A 19,844-nucleotide genomic window follows, 5' to 3' on the forward strand; every position below is an offset into this window, starting at 1 on the left:
TTATAAATACCTCTTTGTAAGAGGCAATCAACCTAAACCTAGGACAAAGATAGTGGTTCAAATGATATAAACAAAAATTTTGTTATATTTTTTTTCAACTCCCATAAATTTGTTTTAGCACAGCAATCACAAAAGGAATAGTAAGTGTACAATGTACACTACAATCTTTTTGCATTTTTCAACAGGTTATTTTTTTGGTTGCTTCGCTCAGCTAGTCCCAACCACAGTATTTAACCCTTGCATTATTTATCTTTACAACAGAATGACCGATCATCTCCTGCCTTCGTTTTATCTGTCACTTTTATCTTTACGTACTCAATTGCATCCGTAAATATAGCCTACAGGTCAATACAGACCACAATTGTTGATTGTCCCTTAACTTTCAAGTCTGCCATTCAACTTAATTTGGTGGTGAAGTCTGATTTCAGATGTAATCACCATGAGCTCTTATCTACCACATTTGTGCGATCTAAACATCGATATTTCATTTAATTATTTAGTAACTTTGGAATCAATCAAAAAAAATATCATGTTTACTGGAATCATAGAAACCCTAGGAAAAATAGAAAATATCGAACAGGAAAAAAGCAATATCCATTTTTACGTCAGTTCTGCTATTTCCAATGAACTTAAAATAGACCAGAGTGTAAGTCATAATGGCGTTTGCCTTACTGTTGTTGGATTGAACAATGATCAGCATAAAGTGACGGCAATTGATGAAACCTTGCAGAAGACAAATCTCGCTCAATTAAAGGTGGGCGACCTGATCAATCTGGAACGTTGTACTTTGGCCGGCGGAAGATTTGATGGACATATCGTCCAAGGACATGTAGACCAGACTGCGCGTTGTATCCAAAAGAAAGATGAAAATGGTAGTTTTATTTTTACCTTTCAATATGATGTTTCCAAACAAAATATCACCGTAGAAAAAGGATCCATTACCGTAAATGGTATCAGCTTGACCGTAGTAGACTCTAAAGACGATCAGTTTTCAGTTGCTATCATTCCGTATACACTAGAGCATACCAACTTGCAACAAGTTGAAGTAGGTAGCACAGTCAACTTGGAGTTTGATATTATCGGAAAATATGTCACAAAGATAATGGCTTTACGCGCTTAAAAAATTTGCTATGCTTCCTCGGGTTTAAAGCCGACCCAAGGGAGCATATCCGAACACGCTTCGTTTCGGGTTCTAACAATGTATACTCAGTTTACTCCAAATAGTGTCCCTGACGTATCAATAACGCGCGATATTTGTTGAATACACTCGATTTGGAAACAAAGCCCATATACTTATTTTCATCCCCCAAAACTGGAAGTATCCACGTGTCGTCCTTATTCATTTTGGCCATCACGATTTCCATGTTTTCATTGATTCCTACCGTATCATTTGGCTTCTGAGCTAACTTTTCGAAAGTTGTATCCCCCCCATCCACTTCACCCAATAATACGGAGAATAGAAACTCGCTATAAAGAAGCCCCATAAATTTGCCCTCGTAATCAACCACTGGAAAGATATTGCGTTTACTATGGATAATGTCTGTTTGTCGACCTTTTGGTGTTTCGTCGGGGCGTAAGATCACAAAATTAGTTTCCAATACATATTTTATCCGCATCATACTTAACACGGATCGATCCTTGTCTTCATAAGAAATCAGATCGCCAGACTCCGCCAATACCTTGGTGTAAATGGAATGCTTTAAAACCGACCGATTAATCAAATAGGAAATGGAACAAACCAGCATCAATGGAACCATCAAAGTATAACCTCCGGTCACTTCTGCAATCAAAAATATGCCCGTCAACGGCGCATGCATAATGCCGCTCAACGCACCGGCCATCCCCGCTACCACAAAATTTGGTACATTTAGCTCGGCAATTCCGGTCAAATTTACACCATAAGAAAATGCAAAGCCCAACAGACCTCCCATCACTAAACTTGGCCCAAATACCCCACCATTTCCACCGCCATTTAATGTAAATAATGCAGCAAGCGATTTTCCAAATAAAGTCAATATTGTATAGCCCAAAACTACTAATCCCATATCCTTGTAGTCTGAGAACAAGCTGTTCTTAACAATCGAATTAAACTGACCATTGAGAATCTGCTGAATGGTAATATAGCCCTCACCATACAGCGCTGGGAATACAAAAATCATCAGACCCAAGGCGATCCCACTGACCCAGACTTTATTATAGGGATTCTTAATCTTAGAAAACCATTTCCCCACACTCCTGGAAACACGTGCAAAGTAAATCGTATAAAGCCCAATCAGCACAGCTAATAGCAAATAAAACAACAATGCCGAAACTTGCCAATCGGAATTGAATGTACTGAATAAGGGTTCATTATAAAGCACCCGAGAGACTACAGAAGCCAATGCCGATGAGATCAGCAAAGGAATGAACACTGGAATGGAAAATTCGGGAAGCAAGATCTCGATAGCAAAAATCATTCCTGCCAAAGGGCTGTTGAAGGCGCCTGAAATTCCTGCAGCTGCACCACAAGCCAATAACATGGTAACTTCCTTATACTGCAATCCAAAAAAACGGGCGATATTAGAACCAATAGAAGAACCACCCAAAGCAACAGGAGCTTCCAGACCACAGGACCCGCCAAAGCCAACGGTAATAGCCGATGTCACCACCTGAGAATAAATATTGCTGGGATCCAATCGGCTGCCCTTCCGACTGATGGCATAAATAATCGGGGTAATCCCGTGCTCCATCTTCTTCCCTTTCAAAAATTTGCGAACAAAAAACACGCTGAGCAAAATCCCTATCAATGGAAAAATCAAGTAAACCGAGTATTTTACTTTCCAATCGATATCATCCTGTATAGTCGTTGCAATAAAATGGGGTAATCTTTTTAACACAGATGCCATAATACCACCAACAATTCCAACCAAAAATGCGAGTATAATGATAAAGTTCCGGTTAGAAACTTTCTTCATCCGCCACTGATTGATCTGGTCTATTTTTTTAAAAAAACGTCTTTTGAGGTTTCTCATATCGTCCTATTGAAAGCTCAACACTTCCTTTTTCTTTTTTGTTTTGAATTTATCGGGTACTACGGCCAATATTTCTTTTTCTAAGGCCTGAATTGCATGTCTCTTTACATAATTTTGCGTCGTCACCAATGATATCTCCCGTACTGGTTCCGGTGATTTGAAATAACGGATCCGATCCAATTGTTCATCGGAATAATCCCAAATCGACAACTCAGGCAATATCGTGATTCCGTCGTTGATATCTACCATACGTTTTAAAGTCTCTACGCTACCCGTATTATACTCAAATCGCCCTGTAAGATCTTGATTATGTTTATGATGACAAATATTAAGCACCTGCCCGCGCATACAATGGCCCTCATTGAGCAACCAAAGTTTATCATCGGCAATATCATCACCACTCAGTATTTTTTTTGGAAACAGCGGACTATTGGCTGAAATATAAGCGACAAAATTTTCGTAAAATAAGGGTGATTCCAAAATCCCGGGGTCATTTAAGGGAGTAGATAGCACACCACAGTCCAGAAGTCCGACCTTCAATTCATGCACAATCCGTTCTGTCGTATATTCCCAAATCTGTAATTGTAGCTTTGGATATTTCTCCATAAATGTGGTCAGCACATTCGGAAGTAAATAAGGTGCGATTGTCGGGATAACACCGACCCGTAGTGTACCCTCAATTTCCCCTTTTTTATCCTGTACGATCTCATTGATCTTTCGGCTTTCCGTCAATACCAATCGAGCTTGAAGAATAATTTTCTCGCCGATTTCTGTAGGAACAACAGGCTGTCGGCTCCGGTCGAAGATTTTTGCCCCTAAAGACTCTTCAAGTTTTTGTATTTGCATGCTTAACGTAGGTTGCGTGACAAAACATTTTTCTGCAGCTGCAACAAAACTTCGGTAGGTATCAACAGCTATAATATATTCCAGTTGGATTAAGGTCATCTTACTATCTTTAAAGCACAAAATTACGAATCCTGTCGCAAACCAATGTCAAATCCTTTATAATTAAAGTCAACAGGAGTATTTGGCCTGCCGATTATACAATAAATACCTTGCCAAAAAGGTCCAGTATATCCACTATTGTTACATTAGTTCACATAAAAAATCGATTTCATCAAAATGCTTTTCTTAAATTTGGAGATTTACAACAGTTGATAGTTAAAATCCTATGAAGTTTATAAATCGCACGACAATTGCACTAGCTTTATTCTTAACCATGGCAAACAGTCCTTATAGCAAGGCAAATCCCGATGAGGGAATGTTTCCATTGAGCGAATTAAATAGAGCTGGATTGAAGAAAGCTGGGTTAAAGATCAGTGAGAAAGACATCTACAATCCCGGTCAGGTCGGACTGGTAGATGCCCTGGTTCAAGTCAGTGGATGTACAGGGTCGTTTGTCTCAAACCGTGGTTTGATCATTACCAATCACCACTGCGCTTTTTCTGCCGTTCAACTTGCCAGTACTGCAATCAACAATTACTTAAAAAACGGTTTTGTCGCCCAAAATCAAGAACAGGAAATTGAGGCAAAAGGATTAAAAATAAGAATTACCGATTCTTATGAGGATGTTTCCGCTAAAATATTAAATGCTGTCGCCAACATCAGTGACCCGGTAGAGCGTATCAATACGATCAAACGTAAACAACAAGAACTGGTTAAACAAGCGGAAAAAGAAGATCCCACGATTAAAGCTGAAGTATCAGAAATGTTTATCGGTAAAAGTTATGTCCTATTCCGTTATAAAACAATTGAAGACGTTCGTTTGGTTTATATTCCACGTCAAAACATCGGTGAATTTGGTGGCGAAACAGATAACTGGGTATGGCCACGCCACACCGGAGATTATTCTTTTCTGAGAGCTTATGTCGGCAAAAACGGAAAATCTGCACCTTATTCTAAAGATAACGTTCCTTACCAGCCCAAAAAACACCTTAAAGTCAATCCAAATGGTGTACGGGAAAATGATTTCACCTTTATCCTTGGTTATCCCGGAAAAACATTCCGACACAGACCAGCACAATATATTCAATATCAACAAGAATATCTTTTGCCTTACGTATCCAACCTGTATGATTTCCAAAATAAACAGATGGAGGAAGCAGGAAAAGACAATACCGATATCGCCTTGTCCTTGGCAACACGCATAAAACGTAATGCGAATGTATTGAAAAACTATCGTGGTAAACTCAAGGGCTTACGAGGAATCGACTTGCTATCGACAAAAAAACAAGAAGACGAAGCACTGGCAGCGTTTATCTTAAGTAAACCCGAACTGAAAAACAAATATGGAAGCCTACTCACTGATATTGACGCCTATTATCAGCTGAGCGATCAAGATGCCCTGAAAGAACTTTGGATCAATAATATTTACAATAGTACGAGCTTATTGAAAGTAGCCCGCGACCTGAACGTTCTGAAAACCAACTTGGCAAAGGAAAAATCTTCCCAAGCTGCCAAGCAGCTTTTCGATCTGAATATCGAAAAATTAAAAACCGCTGTTAAAGAAACCTACGAAAGCTACAATAAGCAGGCTGATCAGCGTATTTTCTCCCGAATGTTGGAAGATGCCATTGCATTCCAAGGTAAAAATCAATTGGCTTCCATTCAGAAATTGCAATTTAATACGGGTACCGCACAAGAATTTGCAACAGAGATTATTCAGAACAGTAAACTTGGCGATCAAAATTACATACTAAATACTGTCTTGGCCAATGCCGATGCACTTCAGAAATTTGACGACAAATTATTGGATTTCCAGGGCAAATTGAACAGTGATATTGTCCAGTTCGCTGCTGAACAAAAACGACGTGAAGGGGTACTGAACAAATTAATGGGCGATTATGTTGCCGTCAAGGAAATTTTTCAGGCCAAAAACTTTATTCCTGATGCAAACTCAACCTTACGCCTGACGTATGGGCACATCAAAGGCTACTCTCCTGCTGATGCAACTTATATGAAGCCATTCACGACAATCGAAGGAATCATTCAAAAAGGAAATCTTGGTTTAGCAGAATTTGACTATCCACAAGAAATCAAGACAGCTTACCTCAATAAAAATTTTGGTCCTTATCTTCAAAAAGATCTGGGATCAGTGCCGGTCAATATCTTATATGATATGGATACTACAGGTGGAAATTCAGGATCTCCAATAATGAATGCCAATGGTGAATTAATCGGTGTAAATTTTGACCGTGCTTATGACGCAACAATTAATGATTTCGCTTGGAACGAGAGTTACAGCAGATCCATCGGAGTCGACATCCGTTATGTCCTCTGGGTTGCCGATAAAATTGACAACGCGCATTTCATTCTGAAAGAAATGGGGATTTAATCGGGGCTAAAACAAACCTCAAAAAATCCGCTGCATCGAGAGATACAGCGGATTTTTTGTTCATTAGGCTATTTTCTTTTCGCTAAGCGGGAAGATACCATGATCCACGATACTATGAGCCGAAAACTCGCCGTATATCGGAACCTATTCAACTCCTCACTTAGAATTTATCCGTATACTATTTTGCTCCTTGCAGTAAAGAGGAGAAAACAATCTTCAAACGCAACAAGCCTGTTGTCAAGACTTCTTTTGAACAAGCAATGTTGAGGCGAATAAAGGCGTCACTCCCCTTGCCATACATCGCACCGACATTGACCTGTACATGCGCCTCGTCCAATAAGAGCTGCCCCAATTTTCTACTTGAAATCCCCAAAGCGGCGCAATCTACCCATACCAGATAAGTACCCTCCAAAGGAAGGACATGCAAAGCAGGCAGGTATTCAGCCATAAAGCCTTTCAAATAAACATAATTCGCATGAATGTAGCTTAAAGCTTGATCCAACCATTCCCCACCCGACTCATACGCTGCGATCAGGCCTGTAATTGCAAAGGGACTTATGCTACTTATCTCGTTGGCTAAGAAAGCCTGCTGCACTTTCCTTCTGAGTTCAGGATCGGCCACGAAGACCGTAGCGACCTGGAGTCCTGCCAAATTAAAGGTTTTACTCGGTGCTACACAGGTAATCGAATTCGCCAAAAAGGCTGCACTGATGCTCCCAAAAGGAATATGTGTATGGCCCTCAAATACCAGATCGCAATGAATTTCATCCGAAATGACTAAGACCTGGTGCCGCAAACAGATTTCACCGAGACGTTCAAGCTCAGCTCTAGTCCAAACACGGCCAGTGGGATTATGTGGACTACATAAAATAAATAACTTGACTTTCGGATCACTTGCTTTATATTCAAAATCTTCAAAATCAATAGCATACTCGCCATTGCGGTAAATCAAGTCATTGGAAACCACCTCGGCTTGATTGCGTTCTATTGAGGAAAAAAAACAATGATATACAGGCTCTTGAACCAAAACCTTATCACCCGGTGAGGTAAATGCGCTAACCAAAGCCGAAAGCGCCGGTACCACACCGATCACAGGAAGTATCCATTCCGGCTGAAGTACAAATTTATGCCGCTGCGAAGACCAGCTCATAACCGCGCTGTAAAAAGTAGCTGGAATAGTAGCATACCCATATACCGCATGTTGAACCCGCTGCGCAAGCGCATCCACAACAGGTTGTGCTGCTGGAAAGTCCATATCCGCAACCCAGAGTGGAATCAAATCGTCATAATCATGTTGATTCCATTTGACCGAATCGGTACCACGACGAACAATCGTTTTATCAAAATTATAGATCATACAGCAATTTACTCAAAATTAGGCTGCATTTGTAATAAAAGCCCTATAAAGTAAAAAGGATGAACAAGAAAGCGGATCAGATGGATATGGCAAAGGAATAGCTCGGACTAAATACAATAAAAAAATCCAGTATGCCTAGATAAGCAGAAAGCGCTATCTTTACAGAAAATAGTAGGACAACTATGGCCAAAAATAACTTTTCATTTCGTGCTAGATTAAAGAGTTTTCACTATGCCTTCAGTGGGCTAAAAACAGCCTGGCAGGAAGAACATAATTTCAGGGTGCATTGTACAGCGGCCATTATTGCCATTACCCTGTCATTTGTGCTTCACATAAGTACCCACGAATGGATTGCTGTACTCTTTTCCATTGGTTTTGTATTTGTCTGTGAATTGTTAAATACCGCATTGGAAAATATAGCCGACTTTATCTGTCCTGAAAATAATCCAAACATAAAAAAAATTAAAGATATTGCCGCGGCGGCAGTGATGATCAGCAGCATCACTGCACTATTGATCGGCCTCTTAATTTTTATTCCCAAGCTGATCTCATTGGCCCTTCGCTAAATTTTCTAAGGCGAATTTCTCATCAAAAGCTATCTTTTTAGGATCGGCAAAAGTCATTTTTCCAGCCTTCTCCTCCATCGCACCATAACCTTCCAGTGCACGCTCCTTGGATAGTTTAAATATTACCTGGCGGACGGATTCCTGTCCCTCAGAAGAAAAAGTATAATCGGCAGTTAAAATATCCCCCTTTAATACGCCATCAATATGTCCGCTATTACGATCTTTTTCCTTCCAGGCATAGCTTAGATCACCCTGAACCTTTTCTCCATCAACAGTGATTGATAATGAAATGGTATCACCATTTTTAAGGTATTGATACGTACTCTTTCCTGTAAGAAACCTCCCGGTATCCAATGGTTGAGTACTTTGAACAGTGTCATCGAGTTTCGCCGAAGTATCCTGTTTTTTTTGTTCCTGATGGCAAGCAGCGCAACACAGCAACACTATAAATCCAAAATTGATTATTCTCATCGTGTTTTTTTGTTTGATAGTATAGATAGCAATTCAAAAGAAATTTTGTTTTAAATAACTAACATTTAAAATTTTAAAATTCAGAAAACAAAAAGCAAGCAAATATTGTTTATAAGTTAGATAGCACTCGGCTATTTTAGCACGATATAAGCTATTAAAAATAAACAATTTAGTAACAATAAAATTATTGCAGGCTTATTGTAAAGCTAATTTTTATTAGTAAATTGTACTCTATAAAATTCAGGAATTCTTAACCAATATTAGTATGAAAGATGTAAGCTTTAAGAAATTTGATAGTGGATGTACATCACTCACAAAATTGTCCATTGAAACAGACTTGGCTATTATTGTTAAAGAGCAAGTTACCATTTCTTCCGAATCCAAAGTTGAAAAACTCAGACGCTGTAAAGAAGAATTACTTAAAAGTCTTTGGTTTGTTCAACGTCAATGTTGAGATAACATTTTACTCCAAATTTCGACTATTAGTGCCTGTCAGTAACGTATCGCTTGACAGCAACGAATTCACTTTTAACACAAAACAAGCCCCTTCGCTGTTATGCTTCGAGGGGCTTTTAATATGTTTAACAATTCGAATATCACAAGTGATTAAAGCGATTTCAAATGTTTATAGTTCGACTTAATGGTATCCCATACTTCTTCGAAATTACCCGACAACATTAATTTTGCCATACTTTCTGTCATCCCTTTCATTTGACTGAAGGATATCTTGGGCGGCATAGCCAATGCATTGGGATTGGTATATATATCGATCAGGACAGGCTCATCCGTCATGCCAAGAGCTTCAGTGATAACAGCATCCACCTCTTGGGGCTGAGTCACCGTAAATGCGCGTATTCCCATCGCTTGAGCGATCATCGCAAAATCTGGATTGACCATATTGGTTTCCTGATCTTTCAGACCTGATACCTGCATTTCTAATTTAACCATACCAAGTGCACGGTTGTTAAAGACGATGATTTTAATCGGTAAGTTATATTGTTTTATCGTAGCGAGATCCCCCAACAACATGGATAGCCCCCCATCACCACAAAAAGCAATAACCTGACGTTCAGGATGTGTCAATGCCGCTCCAATAGCCATTGGCATGGCATTAGCCATAGACCCATGATTAAAAGACCCCAGCATGATACGATCCTTTCGCTGATTAATATAACGTGCTCCCCACACACAGCACATCCCGGTATCAAGCAGAAAAATCGCATCCTCACTGGCTTTTTGATCAATGGTATGTGCAACAAATTCAGGCTGTATCGCGCATTCGCTGCCCGAATCGTCCACATAAGTCATGAGATCTTCCTTGACTTTTGCATAGGATGCAAGCTGCTTCTCCAGAAATTTTGTATCCGAACGCGCTTCCACAAAGGGCAATACCGCTTTTAAGGTATGCTTGATATCGCCCACTAGCCCATAATCTACGATAGATCTGCGCCCGAGCTTTTCGCCTTCAATATCAATCTGAACAATGGTTTTATTTGTCGGTATAAAATCTTTATAAGGGAAATCAGTCCCCAAAAGTAAAATAAGATCCGAATGATGCATACTTTGAAATGCCGACGCCATACCCAAAAGTCCGGTCATACCGATTTCATTGGGATTGTCGCGTTGAATATCCAACTTTGCTTTAAATGAATAACCTACTGGCGCATGGATCTTTTGTGATAACGCTACAATTTGTTCCTGTGCTTTCTTGGCGCCCACTCCACAAAACAAAGTCACCTTTTCAGCCTGGTTGATATACTGCGCCAGGCGCCCGATTTCCATATCCGAAGGCCTCACCTGAGGTTCAGTGAAAAACACCTTCGTTGAGGTATTCATTTGAACCGCTTCCATTTCTGATACATCACCAGGCAAACCGATCACCGCAACATCCCGTTTCGAAATGGCTTGCTGTAAGGCATTTTGCACCATACGTTGCACTTGCTCGGGCCGGGTAATCATTTGATTATAGCAAGAACAATCGTCAAACAACTTGATTGGATTGGTTTCTTGAAAATAATCGGTTCCAAATTCGTATGTAGCACAGGTTGATGCAATCACAAGCATGGGTACCCGAGTTTTGTGCGCTTCATAAACACCATTAATCAGATGCACATGTCCTGGTCCACTGCTTCCCGCACAACAGGCGATCCCGTGCAAATCAGCCTCTGCCGTTGCGGCAAATGCCCCCACTTCCTCATGTCTAACATGTATCCATTGCATCGTTCCATCCGCATGAACTGCTTCGTTGAAAAAATTTAAACTATCGCCTGTTACGGCATAAATACGCTGAATTCCCGCATCCTTTAAAAGACCCACAATCTGGTGTGCTACATTTTTCATACCTATACTATAATTTAAGATTTTGTGACAGCGACCTTATACAAATTATGTTATCGCCACTTAATAACAACAATAATTTAGCGTAATGGTTTGGGATATTACCTGAACAATACAGTATTACCCAAGCGTATAAAATGATCGCATGTGCAAGGATAGCCTCAGCGGGAAGCAAGGACACACTGCGCTGAAATTTTCAGCCAATAATCCGCTGCACTTAAAATAGAAAAAGATTGTAATCAACAAAAAAGCTGTTTCAAATTGATTGAAACAGCTTTTTTAAAATTATAGACTTAATAAATCCTTAGTTGATTTGTCGCGACAATTCATCGACAAAACGCTTCGCATCATTGAGATCTTTGTTCCAGTCCGCATAGCGTTTAGCGGTATTCAATTTTGCAATTTTTGCATTTAGCTTCGCTAGGTTAGCTTGATCTTTTGACTTCTCCAACTTTGCTTTAAGAATGCCGACTTTGGTATAATCTTGAATACCTTCCAACATACGCTCATAACGGATAGAGCTTCTTCCTTGTGGATAAACAATATAGGTGTCTCCTGCTGGCCAGGTACGGAACCTTGAGTCATGCAGCGGATCTTTGACCCAGGAGTTAAACGCCCAACGCAATGCTCCATCGAAGCCTGCCGCTAGCGCATACCAAGCCATATAGGTAGATTCTGCTGGATCCGAGAACGTAAATTGATTTGGAAATTCGTCCGAACAACACACATAAAATGTCGTAATATATCCTTTTTTGCGTCGTTCAATCAAATCATTCTGGTCAAATGGATCTCCGGCCGCAACGCTGATATCGGTACTTTTATGATAACGTTGGTAGCTTTTGTGATTATCTGCAAAAGCAACCCCAAACTCAGGCGCTACTTTTTCCAACAATGCTATGGCTGGATCCATTTCTTCACGACCTCTTTCATCCATGGCGATATTGGTAATCTTCAACCAGCCCTTTGCGCTGACATGCTTGCTAAAATCCTTTAGGAAAGGCGTCCATAATTCTTCGAATATCGGCGTTCCCGGTTTAGCAATTACATTGACCAATTCATTTTTACCTTCGTCAAAATAATGAACCTCGTTGTTCCACGGCAAAAGAGAGTAACAATTGATCTGTTTGTTGACCCCTAGATCCATCATAAAGTTTACCCATCGATCAAAAACAGTATAATCATAGGTCCAGGAACCGTCTTTTGCCTTCTTCCAGGTGATCATATCCGCATAGGGATCATAGGTCTGTACGTTCCAGGCATCCTTATTCAAGGTTGCTGTAATGACCTTCTGCCCTGCAGCTGCAAGTTGTTTCATGGTAGGCTTCAACGCTTCAAAATGCTCATCGCTCCACATCTTCACATTATTGACGCGGGCAACTGCCGAAGGGTGTTGCCATTGATCCAAATGATAAGTCCACTGGGATGCAGGTGGCAGCACATGATTTTGCACATTGAGCGTAAGTTGTAACTGTTCCTTTACCTGACCATTTTGCTTAACCGAAATTGTCGTTTTATATTGTCCAGCAGCAGCTTCCTTGGGAACCTTTACTGTAATCCATACAGGACGGACTTTCTTAGCTTCAAGGTCATAGCTTTTCAGATCATCCAGCATATCCGCTGAAAGCGATGCTTTAAAATCTTCTGGTTTACGATGGCCACAACCACTTGCAAATTCGTCAGTCATGACATAACGAACAAAACGTGCTTGTACCGCATCGCTACCGATCACCTTGCCTGTTGTAGACTTTAATTCACTTACCGATACAGCAACATCTGCTGCGGCAGCACTGGTCCATAACAATACTTGCGCCGATACCTGCTCACCTTTCCAGGCATCCACAGTCGCCGTACGTTGTGTTGTCAGATTTGGATTAACAGATTTGGGATAACGTTTGTCTATCGATACAAACGAAGCATGTAGACCGGCTTTAACATTCGACCAGTTGGATAAAGTATCCGTTGTGGGATCGGCCATTTCAGTAAATGTTGTCCCTGTAGCAAAACGCTGCTGGGAAAATCCCGGATTACTGCCACAAAATAGCATACAGGCCAGGGCAATAGAAGAATAAATTGTAGTTTTAGGCATAACAGTTATAATTAACAAAACTTTATCGAAGCTGCCAGCAGTGATGGCTTTACAATCGCATCGTTCTTTTTTCCGCCTAGGAGCGGGTGCTCAAAGAAAAAAGGCAAACAACTTCTGTTTGCCTTAAAAATACTAAAATTTTATTTATCGATAACTAACTTTGTTCAAAAATTTCAGAAAGTGCTGTATAGAGCTCGGGATGATTCTGCTTAAATTTTTCTGGATTCTCAAAAAAATACTCCGAGGCAACTGCAAAGAACTCTGCCGGATTGGTCATGCCATATACATCGATATCAGATTTATTTTCTTTTATCTTGGTAATTTCTTCCCGTATCAGATTCATAAAAGGAATGACTGAAGCTTTATCCATCAAATGTGTGGGAATGCCATCCACTGTGCCATCGGTTTTATCAATCAGATGCACAAATTCGTGTATCGCTGTATTCTGTCCATCCTTTGGATTCCTAAACCCATACTCCAATGCCGATTTAGACAATATCATTTGTCCGTTCATGGCTCCCTCACCCACCATACCCATAATATTGCGGTCAGCATGGCCTTCAAATTCATATGCAGTATTGAATTGGGAAGGATAAACCATAATATTGGTCAAATTGGGATAAGTCCATTTCTTAAAGGCAAATATTGGTATAATTGCACTAGCAGCAATCATCATATAATCTTTCAGCTCAACCACTACCCCCACACCTTCAATCTTGACTGTATCCAAAAATTTTAAACAGCGGGCTTCAAATTCCGTTTTATCCGCAATAGACAGATTACGATAATAGGCAACTTCTTTTTCTAGAATTTCCTTGCCTTCGTCGCTCAATACACGTTTAATGGCTTTGCTATTTTTGGCCGTGCGATTTAACAGGTAATAAACAACATAAATGGTTACTGGTATAAGCAGTACAATGAATAGTTTTCCTAGCATATTATTTGATCTGTATCCATTTGGGATCCCGAGCCTGCAAATTACGCAAAAAGCCTTTAAAATGTGAGGTTCCAAATAAGATTAAAATCTTTTGCTGTTGGGCATCAGCAACTAAGGAAGCCAGGTTCTCTTCCCTTTTTTTCATGATAAATTCTTTATCAAATTTGTTTTTTAATGCTGCTTTTATAGGTTTGCAGGAATAAGGTTCCTGAAGCGGTGTTTTGTAATCACAGTCATCCAGGTTGATCGTACCATACAGGTATTCAAACTCGTCAAGCAATTTGTTTTTGGGAATATCTGCATTCACCGCTGTTTCGTAATTCACCAGGAAAAAGGAATAATCGGGCTGACTAATGATTCGCTGCCCCAATTTACGGTACATGGGCGCCCGAAGAACCCGGGAAGTATCACCCGGTATTTCAATACATTGCTGCAACCCTAGCCGATTGCCTGTAAGCTTTCTAAATTTGCGGTCATACAGATCACGTTGTGCCGCACTATCCACCTGATAAGCGATACTTTCATAAAAAACCACATAGCCCGAATGTTGAAGAGAATCTACAGCACGCTGGATTTGATCATAGTACACACGCGTACCCAGATGCCGCATTGGAATGTAAACGACTGTTCGATTGCCGTTACGAAGTTCAAATCTACGCGAGGCATCACGCAGTACACCAGTTCCCTGCACCATCAATGAAGTTTCGCAGCCCAGTAGGGCAAATACCATCAAAAAAAGGGAGATAATCTGTCTCAATTGCATACGATTTCATTATATTAAAATGTTCTTTGCTAGCAAAGACAGTACCATGAAAAAATTATCGCTATCTGCCCATAAATTGAGCCTGTAGATTAGCCGTATTTCGCGATACTTCCATTAGAATAACTTGCAATGATAACAATATATTATCTCCCTTGTTCTATAAATTTTATAGGCTTGTCAATCCTATTGTTGTTCCGTTTGGAATAACTGCATTTTTTTTGATAACAACAATGCCATCACAAATGGTATAGGTCGCGTGATTTACATTTAAGAGATGTGGTCCGCCATTGATCCGTACATCGTTACCGATACGACAATTTTTATCCAAAATAGCATTCTCAATATAACAGCGTTCTCCAACACCAACCACAGGAATGTTTTTCCGCTTTGCATCCTCCATATCGACGAGATCTTCATAATAGTCAGACCCCATCATATATGTACCGCGCACCACAGATCCTGTACCAATCCGCGAACGAACGCCCACGACGGAACGGTCTATTTTATCTGCTTGGATAATACAGCCATCCGAAATGACAGAATTGATTAATGTTGTACCCGAAATTTTAGAAGGCGGCAACATCCTTGGACGGGTGAAAACCGTATTTTTGTCAAACAGATTAAAGGCCGGAATATTATCAGTCAAACCAATGTTGGCCTCATAGAAAGAACCTATGGTTCCGATATCTGTCCAATAACCCTCAAATTGATAGCTAAGCACCCTATTCGTATCAATTGCATCGGGAATAATTTCCTTACCAAAATCCATTCCGCGATTCTCTTCCAGCATACGTTTCAGGACGCCTTTTGAAAAAACATAAATACCCATTGAAGCCAGATATTCCCTACCCTCACCCTTTAAATGATCGCTCACTTCTGAACTCCAGTCCACCAGCTGCTCACTATTCGGCTTCTCAATAAAAGAGGTAATGTGATTCTTTTCATCCGATTTCAGTATTCCAAAACCAGTGGCATCTTTGGCGTTTACTGGAATAGTCGCAATGGTCAGGTCGCCTTCGTTTTCGACATGAAAGTCAACCAGTGCATCAAAATCCATTTGATACAGCTGATCCCCCGATAAAATCAGTACATAGTCATAATCAATACTAGCCAGCTTCCGAAACGATCGCCGTACGGCATCTGCCGTACCCTCGAACCATTTATCGCCATCATTGGTCTGTTCAGCAGCCAGGATATCAACAAAGCCCTTACTAAAAATACTAAAGTTGTAGGTATTCTTAATGTGGGAGTTGAGTGACGAAGAATTGAATTGTGTCAACACAAAAATCTTGTTAAAACCCGAATTAAGACAATTCGAGATGGGAATGTCCACCAAGCGATATTTCCCGGCAATGGGAACCGCTGGCTTAGACCGTTGATCGGTCAATGGATACAGACGTGAGCCCCTTCCTCCGCCCAAGACGATAGCTACTACATTATGACGTGACATATCAAATTACATTATTTGGTTATATAGACTTATATACTTCGCTGCAGATTTATCCCAAGAAAAATCCAACTGCATCATTTTACGTTGATTCTCCTCAAACTGCTTTTTACTGTCGTAAAAATTTATAGCCCGAACAATCGCTGCACTAATTTCAGTGATTGTCAAACTATCAAAACCTATACCGTAACCATCATTTTTCAGATCGATTACTGTATCTTTTAATCCCCCCACCTGATGCACGATCGGCAATGTACCGTACTTCATCGCATAGAGCTGATTAAGCCCACAGGGCTCAACACGGGAAGGCATTAAAAGAAAATCCGCACTGGCATAAAGCCAATGGGCAAGGCTTTCATCATAACCAAAGAACACATCAAAATTATCAATTCCATCATCGACGAGTGATTTCACACGCGACTGGATCGCTGGGTCTCCGGCACCCAGTATAAATATACTTAATCTATCGCGATATTTCTCCGTCAAATCCAAAATTATCTCCGGTAGTAAATCCGCTCCTTTTTCTGTTGCAAATCGGCCGATAAAAACAAGCAGTGGTCGATCTGGATTGATTTTATACTGCTTCGCCAAAGCCTCCTTATTTTTCAATTTGCCGGAAAAAGCTTGTACAACATCATAGTTTTCGAACAAGGTATAATCAATTTTGGGATCCCAGATTTCCCAGTCAATTCCATTGACAATACCAACAGATTTATTTCGCTCATTATAAAATAGATGCTGTAAGCCATTTGCTTCCACATAGAGCTCTTCCAGATAGCCTTCAGATACTGTGGTGTAAGCATCGCAACATTTAATTAGGGCCGCAAGTGGGTTAATTAAACCATCCCAGTCCAATAATCCCCATTTCCAGCTATCGAAAGCAGGCAACAGAATGGCTTTGCTCCAATGTGTCCAACCCTGATATTGCCCATTGTGCACGGTGGCTACCGTTTTAACATCGGCAAGAAAATTATAGTCATTGCTATACTTCATCAAAAAAGGCATCAAACCGACATGATGGTCGTGGCAATGCACAATATCAGGTACTATAGCTTTATCCTTAAACCAAGCCAATACAGCATGTTGAAAGGCGATAAACTGTTCGCCTTCATCGGGATAACAATACACCTCCTGCCGATCGAGTTTTCCTGGAATCTTGACTAAATAAAGCTCAAATCCCAGTATATTGTCTGCTTCCTTATAAACAATATAGTTCAACAATTCAGATCCTTGATAAAAAGTACCCTCGTGAACGACAGTAAAAGTATGGTCCCGAACAAATGGTCGGTCATACCAGGGCATGACAACCGCCGCTTCCCAACCGAGTTTGGTCTGATATTTGGGCAATGCCCCAACGACATCCGCAAGGCCACCAACTTTGGCGACCGGATAACATTCAACACTCAAGTGAAATACTTTCATTCGAATAAGTTCTATATTTTATCTTTTTCAAAGGCAAAAAGCGACCTTCCTACTATTTATTACAACAAATTTACCGAACCTGAAAATTGAGGCCAGATCCGTATTTTATAACTCAACTTATTCTTGTGCATCATCAAATTTTCGAGAAACATATTATACAGGTGTACGTTCTCCCTGCTTCACCGGATTTACATCCTTTAGTTCCTTCTTCCTTTTGAGGATATAGCCTCCTAGAGGAGGCAAATGAAGTTGTGCAGACTGTACTTGGTTCATCCAATGCAGGTGCTCACTATGGACAACGGGATGATGTATACCTGAACCGAAATAGGTCAAATCATCCGAATTCAGCAGCACTTCCCATTCACCTGCGTAAGGTAAACCAATACGGAAATGTTCCCGAACGACAGGCGTTAAGTTAAGTACAACCACCGTATCATCCCAGGAGTCAAATCCCTTTCGCCAATAGACCACAATCGAATTTTCACGATCACCGGCATCTATCCATTCGAAACCTGCAGCATCGAAAGCCTTTTGGTAAAGACTTGGTTGAGCTTTATAAATCGCGTTCAGATCGGCTACAAATCTTTTCATACCCTGATGAGGCGCAAACTCCAGAAGATGCCAATCAAGTGATTGGTTTACATTCCACTCCGACGTCTGCCCAAATTCACCGCCCATAAACAGCAATTTTGTTCCCGAAAAAGTATACATAAAGAGGTACAATGCTCGCAAGTTGGCAAACTTTTGCCACTCATCGCCTGGCATTTTATAAATTAGGGACTGCTTTCCGTAAACCACCTCATCGTGTGACAAGGGTAGCATAAAATTTTCATGGAAAGCATATACTGTCGCAAAGGTGAGTCGATCATGATGATAACTGCGGTTAATTGGATCCTCTTTAAAGTAATCCAACGTATCATGCATCCAGCCCATCATCCATTTCATTCCGAAGCCCAATCCACCAGCATACGTTGGCCGACTGACACTCGGCCAAGAAGTAGATTCTTCGGCAATTGTCTGCACATCTGGAAAATGTCCGTAAACAGCCTCGTTCAGCTCTTTTAAAAATTGTACCGCTTCGAGATTCTCATTTCCTCCAAATTCATTCGGAATCCACTCGCCTGCATTTCGACTATAATCCAAATACAACATAGAAGCTACCGCATCGACCCGAAGTCCATCGATATGAAAACGATCCAACCAATAAAATGCATTGCTGATCAAAAAAGAGCGTACTTCATTTCGCCCATAGTTAAAAATATAGGATTGCCAATCGGGATGAAACCCTTTCCTGGGATCTTCATGCTCGTATAAGCCCGTGCCATCAAAACGATAAAGACCATGTGCATCTCCCGGAAAATGCGAAGGAACCCAATCCAACAATACGCCTATCCCGGCGGCATGCAGCTCCTCAATCAGATACATGAGATCTTGTGCCGAACCATAACGCGAACTCGCCGCAAAATAACCTGTTATCTGATATCCCCAAGAAGGATAATAGGGATGCTCCATTAAAGGCATAAACTCCACATGCGTGAAATTCATTTCCTTCACATAAGATACAAGTGCCACGGCTATTTCCCGATAATTGAGCAACGTATCCGGACTTTCGGGATCCCGCGACCAGGACCCTAAATGGACCTCATAAACGGACCAGGGTTGATCCAGCCTATTTTTAACGGCACGCTCCTGCATCCATTGCTTATCCTGCCACTCGTACCAGGTCGAATGAACAACGGAAGCAGTCTTTGGGGCAACTTCCCACCGAAAGGCAAAAGGATCACCTTTCTCGAGTTGCTCACCAGTATAGGTCTGGATAACATATTTATATGTCTCTCCATTGCCAAGCCCCGGAATAAACCCTTCCCAGATTCCGCTACCATCCCAGCGCACAAAGAGCGCGTGATGCTCCTTATCCCAAAAATTGAAGTTGCCGGTTACGGAGACGGATTTTGCATTTGGAGCCCAAACCGCAAAATAAACGCCTTTTTCACCGTTGACTTCCAGTTCGTGCGAACCGAACTTTTCGTATAATTTGAAGTGCTTACCCGACTGGAATAAGGCGACATCAAATTCAGAAAAGAGACTATGCGGAATTACTTCATTGGCCATG

At 40.8% G+C, this 19,844-nt stretch carries 15 protein-coding genes; 4 read left to right on the plus strand and 11 right to left on the minus strand.

Features of this window, described 5'->3' with window-relative positions:
- Window positions 1–529 precede the first annotated feature (529 nt).
- Complete coding sequence (locus tag OK025_RS24670) at window positions 530–1,120, plus strand: riboflavin synthase (RefSeq protein WP_088161077.1); 591 nt, start codon at window positions 530–532, stop codon at window positions 1,118–1,120.
- Window positions 1,121–1,211: 91 nt separating this feature from the next.
- On the opposite strand, the gene OK025_RS24675 is transcribed toward OK025_RS24670, so the two are convergent.
- Both OK025_RS24675 and OK025_RS24680 read right to left on the minus strand, forming a co-directional pair.
- Complete coding sequence (locus OK025_RS24675) at window positions 1,212–3,011, minus strand: chloride channel protein (protein WP_317667395.1); 1,800 nt, start codon at window positions 3,009–3,011, stop codon at window positions 1,212–1,214.
- 6 nt (window positions 3,012–3,017) lie between these two features.
- Window positions 3,018–3,956, minus strand: a complete 939-nt coding sequence (locus OK025_RS24680; RefSeq protein ID WP_120334676.1) for a hydrogen peroxide-inducible genes activator — start codon at window positions 3,954–3,956, stop codon at window positions 3,018–3,020.
- A 226-nt stretch (window positions 3,957–4,182) separates the two neighbouring features.
- On the opposite strand from OK025_RS24680, the gene OK025_RS24685 reads away from it, so the two are divergent.
- Window positions 4,183–6,345, plus strand: coding sequence for a S46 family peptidase (locus tag OK025_RS24685; protein ID WP_317667396.1), 2,163 nt, complete (start codon window positions 4,183–4,185; stop codon window positions 6,343–6,345).
- 178 nt (window positions 6,346–6,523) lie between these two features.
- Here OK025_RS24685 and OK025_RS24690 read toward each other — a convergent pair whose 3' ends face one another.
- A complete protein-coding gene (locus OK025_RS24690; RefSeq protein WP_317667397.1) occupies window positions 6,524–7,702 on the minus strand; it encodes a MalY/PatB family protein in 1,179 nt (392 codons plus the stop codon).
- 182 nt (window positions 7,703–7,884) lie between these two features.
- Here OK025_RS24690 and OK025_RS24695 point away from each other — a divergent pair, with 182 nt between their 5' ends.
- Window positions 7,885–8,268 (plus strand): diacylglycerol kinase family protein, encoded by a 384-nt coding sequence (locus OK025_RS24695; RefSeq protein ID WP_317667398.1) that lies wholly within the window; start codon window positions 7,885–7,887, stop codon window positions 8,266–8,268.
- On the opposite strand, the gene OK025_RS24700 is transcribed toward OK025_RS24695, so the two are convergent.
- Window positions 8,251–8,739: a hypothetical protein gene (locus OK025_RS24700; RefSeq protein WP_317667399.1), complete on the minus strand. Its 489-nt coding sequence runs from the start codon at window positions 8,737–8,739 to the stop codon at window positions 8,251–8,253. The genes OK025_RS24695 and OK025_RS24700 overlap by 18 nt on opposite strands.
- Window positions 8,740–9,004: 265 nt before the next feature.
- Here OK025_RS24700 and OK025_RS24705 point away from each other — a divergent pair, with 265 nt between their 5' ends.
- Window positions 9,005–9,193, plus strand: a complete 189-nt coding sequence (locus tag OK025_RS24705; RefSeq protein ID WP_075992013.1) for a hypothetical protein — start codon at window positions 9,005–9,007, stop codon at window positions 9,191–9,193.
- A 152-nt stretch (window positions 9,194–9,345) separates the two neighbouring features.
- Here the strand turns inward: OK025_RS24705 and OK025_RS24710 are convergent, their stop codons facing one another.
- The 7 genes from OK025_RS24710 to glgB all read right to left on the minus strand — a co-directional run bounded on the left by OK025_RS24710 (window position 9,346) and on the right by glgB (window position 19,843).
- On the minus strand, window positions 9,346–11,079 hold the full coding sequence (locus tag OK025_RS24710; RefSeq protein WP_317667401.1) for a thiamine pyrophosphate-dependent enzyme: 1,734 nt from the start codon (window positions 11,077–11,079) through the stop codon (window positions 9,346–9,348).
- 301 nt (window positions 11,080–11,380) lie between these two features.
- On the minus strand, window positions 11,381–13,162 hold the full coding sequence (locus tag OK025_RS24715) for a DUF4091 domain-containing protein (RefSeq protein WP_317667402.1): 1,782 nt from the start codon (window positions 13,160–13,162) through the stop codon (window positions 11,381–11,383).
- A gap of 154 nt (window positions 13,163–13,316) precedes the next feature.
- Entirely contained in the window at window positions 13,317–14,099 is a 783-nt protein-coding gene (locus OK025_RS24720) for a zinc-dependent peptidase (RefSeq protein ID WP_317667403.1), read from the minus strand.
- 1 nt (window position 14,100) lies between these two features.
- Window positions 14,101–14,862, minus strand: a complete 762-nt coding sequence (locus OK025_RS24725; RefSeq protein ID WP_317667404.1) for a hypothetical protein — start codon at window positions 14,860–14,862, stop codon at window positions 14,101–14,103.
- A 166-nt stretch (window positions 14,863–15,028) separates the two neighbouring features.
- Window positions 15,029–16,312 carry a glucose-1-phosphate adenylyltransferase gene (locus tag OK025_RS24730; RefSeq protein WP_120334684.1) on the minus strand — a complete coding sequence of 428 codons (1,284 nt, stop codon included), beginning with the start codon at window positions 16,310–16,312 and terminating at the stop codon, window positions 15,029–15,031.
- Window positions 16,313–16,318: 6 nt separating this feature from the next.
- Window positions 16,319–17,731, minus strand: a complete 1,413-nt coding sequence (locus OK025_RS24735; RefSeq protein WP_317667405.1) for a glycogen/starch synthase — start codon at window positions 17,729–17,731, stop codon at window positions 16,319–16,321.
- Window positions 17,732–17,884: 153 nt separating this feature from the next.
- Window positions 17,885–19,843 carry a 1,4-alpha-glucan branching protein GlgB gene (gene glgB / locus OK025_RS24740; RefSeq protein ID WP_317667406.1) on the minus strand — a complete coding sequence of 653 codons (1,959 nt, stop codon included), beginning with the start codon at window positions 19,841–19,843 and terminating at the stop codon, window positions 17,885–17,887.
- Window position 19,844: the final 1 nt, after the last annotated feature.

It is taken from the genome of Sphingobacterium sp. UGAL515B_05, assembly GCF_033097525.1.
Classification (GTDB): Bacteria; Bacteroidota; Bacteroidia; order Sphingobacteriales; family Sphingobacteriaceae; genus Sphingobacterium.